This is a genomic window from Azospirillum halopraeferens DSM 3675, assembly GCF_000429625.1.
In the GTDB taxonomy this organism is placed as follows: domain Bacteria; phylum Pseudomonadota; class Alphaproteobacteria; order Azospirillales; family Azospirillaceae; genus Azospirillum; species Azospirillum halopraeferens.
On sequence record NZ_AUCF01000005.1, the window covers coordinates 300979 to 315959 of the forward strand.

Annotated in this window: 16 protein-coding genes; 11 read left to right on the top strand and 5 right to left on the bottom strand. The window is 72.1% G+C overall.

The window, feature by feature from the left end; translation table 11 throughout:
- Positions 1-10: 10 nt before the first annotated feature.
- Entirely contained in the window at positions 11-1123 is a 1113-nt protein-coding gene (gene aroB / locus G472_RS0107640; RefSeq protein ID WP_029007905.1) for a 3-dehydroquinate synthase, read from the bottom strand.
- Complete coding sequence (locus G472_RS31880) at positions 1120-1746, bottom strand: shikimate kinase (protein ID WP_051340550.1); 627 nt, start codon at positions 1744-1746, stop codon at positions 1120-1122. The genes aroB and G472_RS31880 overlap by 4 nt, the downstream gene beginning before the upstream one ends.
- 169 nt (positions 1747-1915) lie before the next feature.
- Between G472_RS31880 and G472_RS37980 the strand changes: the two genes are divergently transcribed.
- The 3 genes from G472_RS37980 to G472_RS0107660 all read left to right on the top strand — a co-directional run bounded on the left by G472_RS37980 (position 1916) and on the right by G472_RS0107660 (position 4678).
- Positions 1916-2104 carry a hypothetical protein gene (locus G472_RS37980; protein WP_211100159.1) on the top strand — a complete coding sequence of 63 codons (189 nt, stop codon included), beginning with the start codon at positions 1916-1918 and terminating at the stop codon, positions 2102-2104.
- Positions 2105-2150: 46 nt separating this feature from the next.
- On the top strand, positions 2151-3140 hold the full coding sequence (locus tag G472_RS31885) for a site-specific tyrosine recombinase XerD (RefSeq protein ID WP_084536511.1): 990 nt from the start codon (positions 2151-2153) through the stop codon (positions 3138-3140).
- Positions 3141-3262: 122 nt separating this feature from the next.
- Complete coding sequence (locus G472_RS0107660; protein ID WP_029007906.1) at positions 3263-4678, top strand: malate synthase; 1416 nt, start codon at positions 3263-3265, stop codon at positions 4676-4678.
- Between the two features lie 185 nt (positions 4679-4863).
- On the opposite strand, the gene G472_RS0107665 is transcribed toward G472_RS0107660, so the two are convergent.
- The 3 genes from G472_RS0107665 to G472_RS0107675 form a co-directional block, all read right to left on the bottom strand.
- Positions 4864-5490 carry a ParA family protein gene (locus tag G472_RS0107665; RefSeq protein WP_029007907.1) on the bottom strand — a complete coding sequence of 209 codons (627 nt, stop codon included), beginning with the start codon at positions 5488-5490 and terminating at the stop codon, positions 4864-4866.
- 13 nt (positions 5491-5503) lie between these two features.
- On the bottom strand, positions 5504-7114 hold the full coding sequence (locus G472_RS31890) for a CYTH and CHAD domain-containing protein (RefSeq protein ID WP_035691473.1): 1611 nt from the start codon (positions 7112-7114) through the stop codon (positions 5504-5506).
- A 189-nt stretch (positions 7115-7303) separates the two neighbouring features.
- Positions 7304-8338 (bottom strand): class I SAM-dependent methyltransferase, encoded by a 1035-nt coding sequence (locus G472_RS0107675; RefSeq protein ID WP_245593417.1) that lies wholly within the window; start codon positions 8336-8338, stop codon positions 7304-7306.
- A gap of 228 nt (positions 8339-8566) precedes the next feature.
- Here G472_RS0107675 and G472_RS0107680 point away from each other — a divergent pair, with 228 nt between their 5' ends.
- The 8 genes from G472_RS0107680 to phhA all read left to right on the top strand — a co-directional run bounded on the left by G472_RS0107680 (position 8567) and on the right by phhA (position 14897).
- A complete protein-coding gene (locus G472_RS0107680; protein WP_029007909.1) occupies positions 8567-9763 on the top strand; it encodes a phosphoglycerate kinase in 1197 nt (398 codons plus the stop codon).
- Positions 9764-9910: 147 nt separating this feature from the next.
- Positions 9911-10153, top strand: coding sequence for a hypothetical protein (locus G472_RS38745; RefSeq protein ID WP_156927034.1), 243 nt, complete (start codon positions 9911-9913; stop codon positions 10151-10153).
- A gap of 82 nt (positions 10154-10235) precedes the next feature.
- Positions 10236-10952, top strand: coding sequence for an orotidine-5'-phosphate decarboxylase (pyrF, locus tag G472_RS0107690; RefSeq protein ID WP_029007910.1), 717 nt, complete (start codon positions 10236-10238; stop codon positions 10950-10952).
- The gene (locus G472_RS0107695; protein ID WP_029007911.1) at positions 10949-11593 is read left to right on the top strand and encodes a phosphoribosylanthranilate isomerase; all 645 of its coding nucleotides are present in this window, start codon (positions 10949-10951) and stop codon (positions 11591-11593) included. The genes pyrF and G472_RS0107695 overlap by 4 nt, the downstream gene beginning before the upstream one ends.
- On the top strand, positions 11590-12084 hold the full coding sequence (locus tag G472_RS0107700) for a DUF2165 family protein (RefSeq protein ID WP_029007912.1): 495 nt from the start codon (positions 11590-11592) through the stop codon (positions 12082-12084). Before G472_RS0107695 ends, G472_RS0107700 begins: the two co-directional genes overlap by 4 nt.
- A gap of 96 nt (positions 12085-12180) precedes the next feature.
- Complete coding sequence (locus tag G472_RS0107705) at positions 12181-13059, top strand: diguanylate cyclase (protein ID WP_029007913.1); 879 nt, start codon at positions 12181-12183, stop codon at positions 13057-13059.
- 76 nt (positions 13060-13135) lie between these two features.
- Positions 13136-13786, top strand: a complete 651-nt coding sequence (gene upp, locus G472_RS0107710; protein WP_029007914.1) for a uracil phosphoribosyltransferase — start codon at positions 13136-13138, stop codon at positions 13784-13786.
- A gap of 253 nt (positions 13787-14039) precedes the next feature.
- Positions 14040-14897, top strand: a complete 858-nt coding sequence (gene phhA, locus G472_RS0107715; protein ID WP_029007915.1) for a phenylalanine 4-monooxygenase — start codon at positions 14040-14042, stop codon at positions 14895-14897.
- Positions 14898-14981 lie beyond the last annotated feature (84 nt).

Genomic DNA, 14981 nt, shown 5'->3' on the forward strand with positions numbered 1-14981 from the left:
CGGTCCCCGCTCAGCGGCGGACCGCCTCCTCCAGCAACGCCCGCACCGCATCGGCGGGCACGTCGCGCCGGGTGAACGCCTGACCGATGCCGCGGGCGAGGATGAAGGTGATCCGGCCGTCCTTCACCTTCTTGTCCTTGGCCATGTGGCCGATCAGTTCGTCCACGTCCCAGTCCACGCCGGGGACCTGCGCCGGGGTGACCGGCAGGCCGACCGACGCGAGATGGCGCCGCGCCCGCGCCGCGTCCTCCGGCGGGCACAGGCCCAGGCGCACCGACAGGTCGAAGGCCAGCACCATGCCGATGGCCACCCCCTCGCCGTGCAGCAGGCGGGCACCGAAGCCGGTGGCCGCCTCCAGCGCGTGACCGAAGGTGTGGCCGAGGTTGAGCAGCGCGCGCTCGCCGCTTTCCCGCTCGTCCGCGCCGACGATGTCGGCCTTGGCGCGGCAGCTCACGGTGACGGCGTGACGGCGCGCCGCGGAGTCGCCGGCCACCACCCGGTCGCCGTTCTCCTCCAGCCACGCGAAGAACTCGGGCAGGCGGATCAGCCCGTACTTCACCACCTCGGCGTAGCCGGCCAGCACCTCGCGCCGCGGCAGCGTGTCGAGGGTGGCGGTATCGGCGATGACCAGGCGCGGCTGGTGGAAGGCGCCCACCAGGTTCTTGCCGTGGCCGGTGTTGATGCCGGTCTTGCCTCCCACCGAACTGTCGACCTGCGACAGCAGGGTGGTCGGCACCTGGATGAAGTCGATGCCGCGCAGGGCGATGGCGGCGGCAAAGCCGGTGATGTCGCCGATCACCCCGCCGCCCAGCGCCACCAGCACGGCCGACCGCTCGATCCGGCGGGCGAGGATGGCGTCCATCAGGCGTTCCAGGTGGGCGAAGTCCTTGGTCTTCTCGCCGGCCGGCAGGATGATGGGCTCCCCGGCATCCGAACCGGCCCCGGCCAGCGCCTGCCGCAGCGTCTCCAGGTGCAGGCCGGCCACCGTATCGTCGGTGACGATGACGGGGGCACGGTCACCGGTGATGGCGGCGATGCGCGGGCCGCACGCGCCGAGAATACCGTCACCCACCAGAATGTCGTAACTGCGGGCGCCGAGCGCGACCCGCACGGTGTCGATCATGGATTCTTCTCCTCCGGGAGGGGGCCGGTTGCGCGCAGCGGGTGGCCGAAATGCCCTTCCAGCGCCTCCAGGACCCGCTCGACCGTGTATTCGGGTGGATTCTCGTCACTCTGCACCGTCAGATCCGCCTCGGCATAGACGGGATAGCGCAGGGTCATCAGCCGTTCCAGGATCTCGCGCGGGTTGCCCTGCTTGAGCAGCGGCCGGTTGCCGCGGCGCCCCGTGCGGGCCAGCAGCACCTCCAGCTCGGCCCGCAGCCACACGGAGACGCCGCGCTCGCGCACCAGTGCCCGCGTCCCCGGGTCCATGAAGGCGCCGCCGCCGGTGGCCAGCACGTGCACCGGCGTCTCGGTCAGCAGGCGGGCGATGACCTTGCGCTCCCCGGCCCGGAAGGCCGCCTCGCCGTCGCGGGCGAAGATCTCCTCGATGGTGCAGCCCGCGGCCTTCTCGATCTCGGTGTCGGCGTCGCGGAACGGCAGGCCCAGCCGGGCCGCCAGACGCCGGCCGATGGCGCTTTTGCCGGCCCCCATCAGTCCCACCAGAACCACGGTCTTCGGCAGAAGGATCGGCGGCACCCGGGGTGCCCGGGCGGTGAGGGTTGCGGAACGGTCGGACTTGGGCACACAATTCTCCTGTACACGAACGACCTTCCCGCGACCGCTGTTGCGTTGCGGGAACCGCTCGGGCTAAAGTGGTAGCCCCATACGGGCGTCGGCTGGCGGCCGAAGTCGCGGTCGTGAGTGCGTCTTAGCACGAAGCGCGTCCTTGTCCCAACCCGTACGGATACACGCCGTGGCACGTTCCCGATACCGTTCCCCATCCTCCAACTCACCGGGTTTCATGAGCCGGATCGTCTCGGTCTTCTTCATCCTGCTGCTCCTCGTCGTCGGCGGGGGCATGGCGGCGCTCGCCACCTGGGACATGCCGGCCCCCTCGCGGACGGTCGAAAAGGTCATACCGGATGACCGCTTCCCGCGCTGACGCCGGGCTGACCCCGCCGGCGCGCTGAGCCCCGGGGAGCCGCGCCATGGCCCGTCGGGGCAGACCCCGCAAACCCAGCCCGCTGCCCCTGTCACCGCACGTCGACGCCTTCCTCGACATGCTGATGGCCGAGCGGGGGGCCGCGGCGAACACGCGCGAGGCCTACGGGCGCGACCTGGCCGACGTCTCCCTGTGGCTGGCCCGGCGCGGCGCCGCGCTGGAGGCGGCGGGAACGGAGGATCTGCGCGCCTATCTCGACCATCTCGTGCGCTCGGGGACGGCGCCGGCGCCGCGCACCGTGGCCCGCCGGCTGTCGGCGCTGCGCCAGTTCTTCCGGTTCCTGGTGTCGGAGGGGCGGCGGGGCGACGATCCCTCCTCCGCCCTCGACAGCCCGCGCCAGGGCCGGCCGCTGCCCCGCATCCTCAGCGAGGCGGAGGTGGAGGCGTTGATCGACACGGCCCACCGCCGCGGCGGGCCGGAGGGGATGCGGCTGGTCGCCCTGCTGGAGATCCTCTACGCCACCGGCCTGCGCGTGTCGGAGCTGGTGGGGCTGCCCCTGACGGCCATCCTGCGCGACGGCCGCGGCCTGATCGTGCGCGGCAAGGGCGGCCGGGAGCGGCTGGTGCCCCTGTCGGAACCGGCGCAGCGCGCCATCGCCGCCTATCTGCCCCTGCGCGCCGCCTTCCTGGTCCCGGGGCGGGAGGGCAAGCAGGCCGGTTTCCTCTTCCCGTCGCGCAGTTCCGCCGGCGGCCACCTGACGCGCCAGCGCTTCGCCCAGATCCTCAAGGACCTGACGGTGGAGGCCGGCATCGACCCCGACCGGGTCAGCCCCCACGTCCTGCGCCACGCCTTCGCCACCCACCTGCTGGACCACGGCGCCGACCTGCGCTCGGTGCAGAAGATGCTGGGCCACGCGGACATCGCCACCACGCAGATCTACACCCACGTGGTGTCCGACCGCCTGCGCCGCGTGGTGGTGGAGAACCACCCCCTCGCCCGCCCGCCCGCCGCGCGGCGCAAGGTCCGGGCGGAGTAGCGCCACCCCTGCGACCCTCCCAGCGTCAAGGCGCGCCTTTGGCCGGTGCGGGCTGTCGTGCTATACGCGGCCCAAAGGGGACGCGCGGTTTGCGACGTTCCGGCAAGAATGGGGGACACGGAATGGCGACCATCATCTCCGGGCTTGAGGTCCAGGGACCCGTGGAGCCGGGCTGGGAGCAGATCCTGACGCCGGAGGCCATGGCTTTCCTGGCGGAACTGGAGGGGCGCTTCGGACCCGAGCGGCTGCGCCTGCTGGATGTGCGGCACAAGCGCCGGGCGCTGATCGAGGCGGGCGAGCGGCCGGACGTCCTGCCCGAGACGCGCGCGGTGCGCGAGGCGGACTGGACCGTGACGCCGCCGCCCCATGGGCTGCCGGGCCGCCGGGTGGAGGTCACCGGCCCCACCGACCGCGCCGCGGTGATCGGCGCGCTGAACTCCGACGCCGCCGTCTTCGTCGCCGATTTCGACGACGCCACCGTGCCGGTGTGGGCCAACCTGCTGAACGGCCAGATCAATCTGCGCGACGCGGTGCGCCGCACCATCGGCCGCACCGATCCGGCGACCGGCACGGTGCATGCCCTCGACGCGACGACGGCGGTGCTTGCGGTGCAGCCGCGCGGCTGGCACCGGGACGAACGGCACGTGCGCATGGAGGGCGAGCCCGTGTCGGGCGCGCTGTTCGACGCCGGACTGTTCCTGTTCCACAACGCGCGGGAGCTGGTGGCCCACGGCAATGTCCCCTATCTCCGCCTGCCCGGGCTGGAAGGCCATTTCGAGGCCCGGCTGTGGAACGAGGTGCTCACCGTCGCCGAGGAGTATCTCCACCTGCCCCACGGCGTCATCCGCGCCACCGTGGTGATCGAGACGCTGCCGGCCGCCCTGGAGATGGACGAGATCCTCTACGAGCTGCGCGAACGCGCCGCCGGTCTGGCCTGCGAGCCGCGCAACCACCTCTTCAGCCTGATCAGGATGTTCCGCAACGATCCGGCGTTCGTCCTGCCCGACGGCGACGCCGGCACCGCGGCCACGCCGGTCGCGGCCGCCGGCTGCCGGCTGGCGGCGCGCACCGCCCGCCGCCGCAACATCCCCGTCATCGGAACCCCGGGCGGCGATACGACCCCCGCCGCGCCGGTCACCGCCGCCGACCTGCTGGCGGTCCCCGCCGGCCCGAAGACCGAGGCCGGCCTGCGCCGGGACGTCGCCCTGGCCATCGGCAGCATCGAGGCGTGGCTGCGCGGCACCGCCCGCGTGTCCCTGTTCGGCCGGATCGAAGACACGACCGCCGCCGAGATCAGCCGCACCCGGGTCTGGCAGTGGCTGCGCCACGGCGCGGTCCTGGACGACGGCCGTCCGGTGACCATGGATCTGGTCGACGGCATCATCGCCGACGCGCTGGCAGCCGGGAAAGCCGGCGCCGGCGACGCCGGCCGCTGGGACGCGGCGGCGTCCCTGTTCCGCACCGTGGCCACCGGCGACACGCTGGCGGAGTTCCTCACGTTGCCGGCCTACGACCGGCTGGTCGACGAGGGGCAGTGAGGATTCCCGTCCGGTCCTCTCCCCGTCGGTCGCGGGGGGAGGCGGGGAGGGAAGGCCGTATCATACGCGGTCAGGACAATCCTGACCGCTGCGTTCAGACGCCACGCAGGCTTCGGCCCTACCGGGCTGCGGCCGCCGTCGCGGCCGTTACCGGGTTCGGACGTCAGGACGTTCCGAACCCGGCATCACACGTTCTCGTCGATGTAGGTCAGCAGGGCGTCCCAGTCGCCGCGGTGCTCGGCGGCGCGCTTGCCGGTCAGGTCGAAGAGGCTGAGGCCGGCGGCGGCCGTGTCGGCGTAGATCTGGCTGTCGCGCAGGCGCGCCACCACCGCATGGCCCAGCCCGCCGAGGAAGGCGTCCAGGCGTTCCGACGCTTTGGTGCGCGCCTTCATGCGGTTGCCGACCACCGCCACCGCCTTCTTGTTGCGGGCGATGGGCTTCAGTTCCTCCAGCTTCTTCAGGAAGCGCTGGGTCGCCTGCTCGTCGAAGGCGCCGGGCAGCACGGGCAGGACGACGATGTCGGCCATGCGCACCAGCTCCTCGATCTGCTTGGCCTTGAGCGCCGCCGGGGCGTCGATGACCAGGCGGCGGGTGCCGCGCGGGGGTTCGTCGAATTCCCGTGACCAGTCGATGCCGGCCAGCGGCGCCGCCGAGGCCGGCCGGCGTTCCAGCCAGCCGAGCGACGAGCGCTGACGGTCGACGTCGGCGAGCACGGTGGGGTGACCCGACCGCGCGTAGGCAGCGGCCAGGTGCGTGGCGATGGTGGTCTTGCCACACCCGCCCTTGATGTTGGCGACGAGGACTGCGCGCATGATGCCGTTCAGGCTACTCCGCCGGGGTGGGTCTTGACCAGAAGGGTTTGGCCGCGGCGAAACCGTCCCACGCCTCCAGAAGGTGCGGCTCCAGTTCGGCGATGCCGCGGGCGTGCCAGCCGATGACGATGCCGGCGGCGCGCGCCTCCTCCGGCGGCGTCGGGCTGCCGTCCTCGTGCAGGCCGTGCATCAGCCGGGTGGCCGTCGCCACGTCGTTCAGGTGGCCGAGCTGGTCCTGGAACGCCGCGAGCTGCTGGGTGTAGCGCCGCGCCGCCTTGTCGTCGTAAAGGGTGCGGAAGAACTCCGCCGCGTAGCGCAGCTTCTTCAGCGCGATGCGGAGCTGATGGCGGTCGTCCACCGACAGGTGGGCGAAGCCCCGGCCGGCCTTGCGGGCCTTGCGGTGCCGGCGGTCCAGCAGTTCGTCCGCCAGTTCGGTGACCGGGCGGAACAGGCGTGCCGAGCGTTCGCTGACCGGCTGGGCCCGCCAGCCCCGCCCCTCCAGCCAGCCGCCGAGGCGGAGCTGGAAGGCGGAGTAGCGGGGCGACAGGATGGCCTCGCGCACCGCCGTGTACGCCTGCTCCCGCCGGGCGTTCACCATGCTCTCCAGCCCGTCCAGGTCGCGCACCAGCGGCCGGCCGTGGCCATTGGAATCGGCGATGCCGGCCCGCACCGGCGCCAGCAGTTCGGTCAGGAAGACGTCCCAGTCCCGCGCCTCCCCCAGCACGCCACCGATCCACTTCACCTCCCCCACCGTCCAGGCGAGGTCTTCGGCCGGCAGGAACGGGCGGAACAGGGCCAGTGCCGAGCGCAGGCGGCGGAGCGCGACGCGCATCTGGTGCACGCCCTCGGGATCGCGGCCGATCAGCGTGCACGCCTCGTTGGCGGCGGCGTGGAACAGGCAGGACCGCAGGATGCGGCCCAGCGCCACCTCCACCGTGGCGTCCGCCTCCAGCTCCACCTTGTCGGCCTTCACCGGGCCGTCGGCGGTGCCTTCGGCCAGCGCGAACCCCCGCGCCGCCTTGGTGCGCGTCTCCAGGCGCAGCGGCGCCGCCCTGGCCAGTTCGCCGGCCAGGCGGAACAGGGCGGCGCCGTCGCCCTCCTTCAGCTCCAGCTCCACCTCCGCGACCGCCAGCGTCGTGCCGTCGGGAAGCCGGATCTCGCCCTCATCGAAAGCCACTTCGACCGTCGACGCCGTCGCGCCGTCGCCCCCCCGGACGGTGCGGGTGGTGCGGTGGATGGTGGCGTGGAAGACCGGCCGCAGGTCCGCGTCGCCGACCATGCCGAGCTGAGCCAGCGCCTCGGGATCGGTCAGGGCCGACAGGTCGGGAACGCCGCCGGCCACCGGCACCTCCCATTCCCCGCGCGTCAGCCCCGAATCGGGCGAGGGCGCGGACTTCACCGTCTGCACGTAACGGTCGTCCTGCTTGCGCACGCGCAGGGTCACCCGGCGCTTCGACAGCCGGCGGTCCGCCGTATCGAAATAGACGCTCTCCAGGGTGCGCGTCACCGCCCGCCCGCGCCCGCCGGGCACCGGGGCGGCGCGCAACACCGCCAGGTCCTCGGGCCGGACGCTCAGCTTCAGCTCGGTTTCGCGGTTGGAGTCGGTATCGGTGTCAGCGGTCATCAAAGATCCCGGTCGAAGCCCAGACGTCGTGTGTCGCACACAGGCAATGCGCTTTCCGGTCCTGCGGTTCCGCCGGCCAACGGCGGAAACCGCCGTGAACGGGCCGCGGCGCGCAAGGATTGTTTCAGTATTATGACAGTCACGTGACAGCCCATGCCGCAGCGAGCATTTCGCCTGCGCAAAATTCCATCACGGCAGGCGATTTTTGGCAAGGACCATCACTTTCGACAGGAACGCCAGCTCGGTACCGCACACGCGAAGGCCGGCGCCGGCGAACAGGGCGGGCAGGTCCGCCGTGGTGTATTCGGCGTAGTAGGGCTCGTGGAAGGCAACCGGAAACAGCCGCAGCAGGCCGTCCATGGCCGGGTCGTCGCCGTGTTGCAGGCTGTCGACGAAGACCGCGATGCCGTCGGGCTTGAGCACGCGGGCGATTTCAGCAGCCACCAGGGGGCGCACGCGGCGGGGCAGTTCGTGGAACAGGTAGATGCAGGTCACCACGTCCTGGCTGACGTCGGGCAGAGGCATCGCCTCGGCGGCGGCCACGACCGTGCGGCTGCTGCGCGCCCAGGGGGCAAGCCGGCGCCGCGCCTCCGCCAGATAGGCGTGGGACAGGTCGAGCGCGGTGGTCTCCAGCCGCGGGTGGTTGTCCTTGACGAAGGTGAGGAACCGTCCCGTTCCCGCCGCCACGTCGAGCAGCCGGCACGCCGCCCGGTGCCGCCCGGCGAGGTGGCGATGGATGGGCACCAGCGCCTGCCGGCGCATGGCGTCGGCGCCGCCGCCGAACAGCACCTCCACCTGGTGGTCGTAGAGGCGGGCACTGCGGGTCGAGAGATAGCCGTCGGTCTGGAAATGAAAGTTGCGGCGGTAGTAGGCGGGCAGCCGCTCCGACCCCGGCGGCGGTGCCCGGCGCACCTCCGTCCCCGACCGCTCGCGCCGGCGCCGCGCCACCGCCGGCAGATCGGCGAAGAATGCGGCGGCGTCGGCCAGCACCCGGCCGGGGGCCGGCACCAGGTCGTGCGGCATGCGGTAATACCCCGCCTCGATGTTGGCGAGGTCGCGCTCCATCAGCGCCCGCAGCGCCGCCAGGACGGCGCGCGTGTCGGGCGTCGCGGCCCCCGCCGGCCGCCGTTGCGCCGGCACCGCCGGCCCGCTCAGCCGCGCCGCCAGCGCGTACTGTCCGAAGTACCACGCCACCCGCGCCGCCTGCCCGGCGGCGTACGCCACGCGCCCGGCGGGTCCCAGCCGATTCGTCTGTGTCATGGCAAGAAAGATGGTCGCGCGGAGGCCACGGGCAACGGCGCGGGGCCGGGGCGGTCCTTCCCCTCCGGCCGTCCTACCCCATGGGGTGAGCGCCGCCCCACCCCGAAGACCTGCGACCCCGGCCGCCGTTGCAAAGGGGCGGCGGCTGTGCTTCGTTTGCCCGAAATCCGGAATACAGGGGAACACGCGGCCATGCCCGATTTCAACACCATCGACGACCTCGACGTGAACGGCAAGACGGTGCTGGTGCGCGCCGATCTCAACGTTCCGGTGAAGGATGGCCAGGTCACCGACACCACCCGCATCGACCGCCTGGCGCCGACGCTGACCGAACTGGCGTCGAAGGGCGCCAGGGTCGCGATCCTCTCCCACTTCGGCCGGCCCAAGGGCGGACCGGACACCAAGAACTCGCTGCGCCAGGTCCTGCCCGCGCTCTCGAAGGCGGTCGGCATGGAGGTCGCCTTCGCCGAGGACTGCGTCGGCCCGGCGGCGAAGGCCGCCGTCGACGCGCTGGCGCCGGGCGGCATGGTGCTGCTGGAGAACACCCGCTTCCACGCGGAGGAGGAGAAGAACGATCCCGCCTTCGCCCGGGCCATGGCGGAGCTGGGGGATCTTTACGTCAACGACGCCTTTTCCGCCGCCCACCGGGCCCACGCCTCAACCGAGGGCGTCGCCCACCACCTGCCCGCCGCCGCCGGCCGCCTGATGCAGGCGGAGCTGGAGGCGCTGGGCAAGGCGCTGGAGAAGCCGGAGCGGCCGGTGTGCGCCGTGGTCGGCGGCGCCAAGATCTCCACCAAGCTCGATCTGCTGGGCAACCTGGTGAAGAAGGTGGACATGCTGGTGCTGGGCGGCGGCATGGCCAACACCTTCCTCTACGCGAAGGGCACCGACGTCGGCGCCTCCCTGTGCGAGAAGGACATGGCCGACCAGGCCCGCGCCATCATGGAGACCGCCGCGGCCGCCAACTGCGAGGTGCTGCTGCCCCTCGACTTCATGGTCGCCAGGGAGTTCAAGGCGGGCGCCGCCTGCCGTGACGTCGCCGCCGACGCCATCGGCGCCGACGAGATGGCCCTGGACGTCGGGCCGAAGACGGTGGAGTTCCTGACCCTGAAGATCCAGGGCGCAAAGACGGTGGTGTGGAACGGCCCCCTCGGCGCCTTCGAGATCGCGCCCTTCGACGCCGGCACCAACGCGGTGGCGGGCGTGGTGGCCAGGCGCACGAAGGACGGCGGGCTGCTGTCGGTGGCCGGCGGCGGCGACACGGTGGCGGCCCTGGGCCAGGCCGGGGTGGAGGACGCCTTCACCTACGTCTCGGCCGCCGGCGGCGCCTTCCTGGAGTGGCTGGAAGGCAAGACCCTGCCGGGCGTCGCCGCGCTCGCAAAGAAGTAGTCCGGCGCAAGACCGCTGACGGGGCGGCGTACCCCGTCCGCGGTTCGGCCTCCCCCACCCGGCGGGGCGGCGTACCGCCATTGCCTGCGCGCCATCCCTTCGATCGGGACGTAGAGTGGTGATCGCCCCCACCGAAGGCGCAGCCCCATGCCCCAGCTCGCCCCGACCGCGTTAGCCCCCCTGCCCGCCCCGCCCGGACGGCGCGACGCCGCCCGCAGGACACCCCCCGCCGGCCGGAGCGCCCCGCCCGCCGCGGTCGAGCCCCATGTGGACCGCCTGCGCGGCCCCTGCCTGGTGCTGCTGTGGCTGGGCATGCTGGCCGCCTCGTGGCTGGCTGCGACCGCGCTCGGCTACGGACTCTACGCCCTGCTGCGCACGCTGATCGCCTGACCGCCGCCCCTGGAGACGGAGGCGGAATGCTGTTAGGGTCCGCCTGATTTCGCGACTCCGTCGCGCCTTCAGGGGAACGAGCATGACCGCAGCGGCCTCCCGCATCTTCTGCGCCGTCGACACCACCGATCTTGCCGCCGCCCGCGGCCTCGCCGGCCGGCTGGCCGGGCTGGTCGGCGGGCTGAAGCTGGGGCTGGAGTTCTTCGTGGCGCACGGCCCCGACGGCGTGCGCGCGGTCATGGGCAGCGACGGGCCGCCCCTGTTCCTCGACCTGAAGCTGCACGACATCCCCAATACCGTGGCCGGCGCGGTGCGCGCGGTGCTGCCGCTGGCACCGGCCTTCCTGACCATCCACGCCTCGGGCGGGCCGGCGATGATGCGGGCCGCCGTCGAGGCCGCCGCGGCGGCCGGGCCGGGCCGTCCGCGCATCCTCGGCGTGACGGTGCTGACCAGTCTGGACGACGGCGACCTCGAAGCGGTGGGCCAGGCGGCGCCCGCGGCGGCGCAGGTGGAGCGGCTGGCCCGGCTGGCACGGGAATGCGGCCTGGACGGCGTCATCTGCTCTCCCAACGAGGTGGCGGCGCTGCGCCGGGCCTGCGGGCCGGATTTCGTGCTGATGGTTCCCGGCATCCGGCCGGCCGGGGCGGCGGCGGGCGACCAGAAGCGGGTGATGACCCCGGCCGAGGCGCTGGCCGCCGGCGCCGACCACCTGGTGATCGGCCGCCCCATCACCGGCGACCCCGACCCCGCCGCGGCGGCCCGGCGCATCGCCGCCGAGATCGCGGGAGACGCGCCGTGACGGTGCAGGCCAAGATCTGCGGCATCACCGGGCCCGACGCCCTGCGTGCCGCCGTCGAGGGCGGGGCGCGCTGGATCGGCTTCGTCTTCTACGCCCCGTCGCCGCGCTCCCTCGCACCGGCCATGGCGGCAGAGCTGGCGCGGCTGGTGCCGACCGGCGTGCGCACCGTCGGCCTGTTCGTCGACCCCGACGACGCCTTCCTGGAGCATGTGGCGGGACAGGTGCCTTTCGACCTGCTGCAGCTCCACGGCAGCGAATCGCCGCAGCGGGTGGCGGCGGTGCGGGCCGCCTACGGCATCCCGGTGATGAAGGCGATCAAGGTCGGCGCGCCGGAGGATCTGGAGCGCGCCGCCGCCTACGCCGGCGCCGCCGACCGGCTGCTGTTCGACTCCCGGCCGCCCGCCGGGGTGGCGACGCTGCCGGGCGGCACCGGCATCGCCTTCGACTGGACGCTGCTGGCCGGTCGGTCGTGGCCACTGCCGTGGATGCTGTCGGGCGGGCTGGACGCCGACAACGTGGCGGAGGCGGTGCGGGTCACCGGCGCCGACGCCGTCGACGTCTCCTCCGGCGTCGAGGACCGCCCCGGCCACAAGAACCCGGCGCTGGTGCGCGCCTTCCTGGACGCGGTGAGGGCGCTGTGAGCGCCCGGCTGTCGCGCATCGCCGTGCTGGCGGGCGTGGCGCTGTTCTTCACCCTGGTGGCGCTGGGCAACATCACCGATTACGGCAGCAACTTCGCCTTCGTGCAGCACGTGCTGACCATGGACACCACGTTCCGCAGCCCCGCCCTGATGTGGCGGGCCATCGGGTCGCCGGCCCTGCACCACGCCGCCTACCTCGCGATCATCGCCTGGCAGGTGCTGACGGCGGTCCTGTGCTGGTGGGGTGCTCTGCGGCTGTGGCGGGTGCGCCGGCTGGAGGCGTCGATCGTGGAGCACGCCAAGCGCACCGGCATCGCCGGCCTGACCGCCGGCTTCCTGCTGTACGCCGTCGGCTTCATCGCCATCGGCGGCGAGTGGTTCGCCATGTGGCAGTCGGACACCTGGAACGGCCAGGACACGGCGGCGATCTTCCTGACCATGGTGGGGATCGCCCTGCTCCACCTCTGCGGGGCGGAGCGGGACGATCCCTGACGGTCCGTGCGGCGGCACCTCTCTTGGCCGCATGGCGGTGACGGGCGCGCCGGTATAGGATGGTGTCCCCGTGTGCCGTGCGCCTGAAGGACGCCCATGACCGATCCGGACATCCCGCTGTCGCCCGCCGAGGGTCTCGGCGTCGTCCTGGACGAGCATCTGCGCTGGGTCGGGCAATGGCACCGCGCCGCCTTCTACCGCCACGGCCGCGGCGGCGAGAGCGGGTCGGCGCCGGTCGCCTTCGCGCGCTGGTGCGCCGCCGCCCACAAGGAGGACCTGACCCACCAGCCCGCCATCGCGAAGCTGGTCACCACCCACGAACAGATGCACCGCCAGGCCCGGCTGGTGCTGCTGAAGGCCGCCGCCGGCGATCAGCCCAGCGAGGCGGAATATGAATCGGTGATCGGCCGCTTCGAGGAGTTCGTGACCCTGCTGCGCCGCATGGAGCGCGCCTTCGGCGCCGCCGCCTCGGGGCTGGACCCGCTGACCGGCCTGCGCTCGCGCCGCGGCATGCTGGAGGCGCTGGAGCGCGAGATGAACCGGTACCGCCGCGCCGGCCAGCCCTTCTGCCTGGCCCTGTGCGACATCGACCGCTTCAAGTCCATCAACGACACCTATGGCCACGACATCGGCGACCGCGTGCTGGCCGCCATGGCGGCCGTCGTCAGCCGCGGCATCCGCAGCTTCGACGAGGCGTTCCGCATGGGCGGGGAGGAATTCCTGGTCTGCCTGAAGGAAACCGAGCTGGCGGACGGCTACCAGGTGATCGAGCGGCTGCGCGCCGACCTGATGGACACCCCCATCGTCCTGCCCGACGGCCGCACCATCCGCATCACCGCCTCCTTCGGCCTGGTGGAGGCCAGCGCCGACGCCGGCGTGGACGAGCTGGTGGTGCGCGCCGACCGCGCCCTCTACCATGCCAAGAACGCCGGGCGGAACCGGGTGGTGCGCTACGGCCTGGATATGGCGGCCTGAAGGGACGGGCCGGGGACTACCGCCGGCCCGCCCGCCGCGTTAGGATCACGGAGTACCGGACGCACCAGGGGACCCGATGCGCACCCATCCCGAATTTCCCAACCTCTTCATCCTCGATCACCCGCTGATCCAGCACAAGCTGACGCTGATGCGGGACAAGCAGCGGTCCACCAGCGGTTTCCGCAACCTGCTGCGGGAGATCTCGCTGCTGATGGGGTATGAGATCACCCGCGACCTGCCCCTGACGACCGAGCGCATCGAGACCCCGCTGGAGCCCATGGACGCGCCCATGCTGATGGGCAAGAAGCTGGCCATCGTGCCGGTGCTGCGCGCCGGCCTGGGCATGGCGCAGGGCCTGCACGAACTGGTGCCCTCGGCGCGCGAGGGGCACATCGGCCTCTACCGCGATCCCGAGACGCACAGGCCGGTGGAGTACCTGGTCAAGCTGCCGGAGCCGGAGGGGCGTCTGTTCATTGTGGTCGATCCCATGCTGGCCACCGGCAACTCGGCGGTGCACGCCTGCGACGTGCTGAACCGGCACGGCGTCGACGATGACAACATCCGCTTCCTGGCCCTCGTCGCGGTGCCCGAGGGGATGCGCGTCTTCACCGCCGCCCACCCCCGCATCAAGGTGTTCACCGCGTCGCTGGACAGCCACCTCGACGACCACGACTACATCGTCCCCGGCCTGGGCGACGCCGGCGACCGCATGTTCGGCACGAAGTGATACGGCTTCCGGCAGATCCGTAGGAACTGCCGGAAGCCGTCGAACCCGACAGTTGAAGGCCGCAGGCCTTCATTGAAAGGGGCATACGGTTGAAGCCTCAGGCGGAAACCGTATGACACCCCGACATTGCCTTCCCCCGCCTCCGGCGGGGGAAGAAGACCGTCGATAGAGCCCTCCCCCTCCTCCTTAACCCCGCTGCCCCGTTGCCGCGGTCGTCTCCCACACCATTGTTATGGAAAAGGAGGAGACGACCATGGTTGCCGAGGCACCGCCGGGAACCCGTCCCGACTACACCATCGACCAGAACTGGGATGCCTACACGGCGGCGGACCACGCAACCTGGCACACCCTGTTCCGCCGCCAGGAGGAGATCCTCAAGGGGCGCGCCGCGCCGGAGTTCCTGGAGGCGCTGGCCGACCTGCCCATGGCGGCCGACCGCATCCCCGACTTCCGCCGCCTCACCGACATGCTGCATCCGGCGACCGGCTGGTCGATCGTCGCGGTGCCGGGCCTGGTGCCGGGCGACATCTTCTTCGAGCACCTGGCCAACCGCCGCTTCCCCGTCACCGTGTGGATCCGCACGCCGGAGCAGATGGATTACCTGGAGGAGCCGGACCTCTTCCACGACACCTTCGGGCACGTGCCGCTGCTGATGAACCCGGTGTTCGCGGACTTCATCCAGGCGTACGGCCGCGCCGGGCAGGAGGCGACGCGGCTGGGCTGCCTGGACTATCTCGGCCGTCTCTACTGGTACACGGTCGAGTTCGGCCTGATCCGCCGGCCCGAGGGGATGCGCATCTACGGCGCCGGCATCGTCTCGTCCAGGGGCGAGTCCGTCTGGTGCCTGGAGGACCCCTCGCCCAACCACATCGGCTTCGACCTGCGCCGGGTGATGCGCACCCACTACCGCATCGACGACTATCAGGAGACCTATTTCGTCATCGACGAATACGACCAGCTCTTCGCCGCGCTGGAGCGGGACCTGCAACCGGTCTACGAAGAGCTGAAGCGCACGACGGTGCTGGAACCCGGCGGTGTGCAGCCCGGCGACACCGTGTACCGGCGCGGCACCGGGGTCTACCACCGGGCCCGGCGCCGGGCCGCCGAATGATGCGGCTTCCGGCAGATCCGCAGGATCTGTTGGAAGCCGTCAAACCCGAAAGGCCTTCATTGAAAGGGGCATACGGTTGAAGCC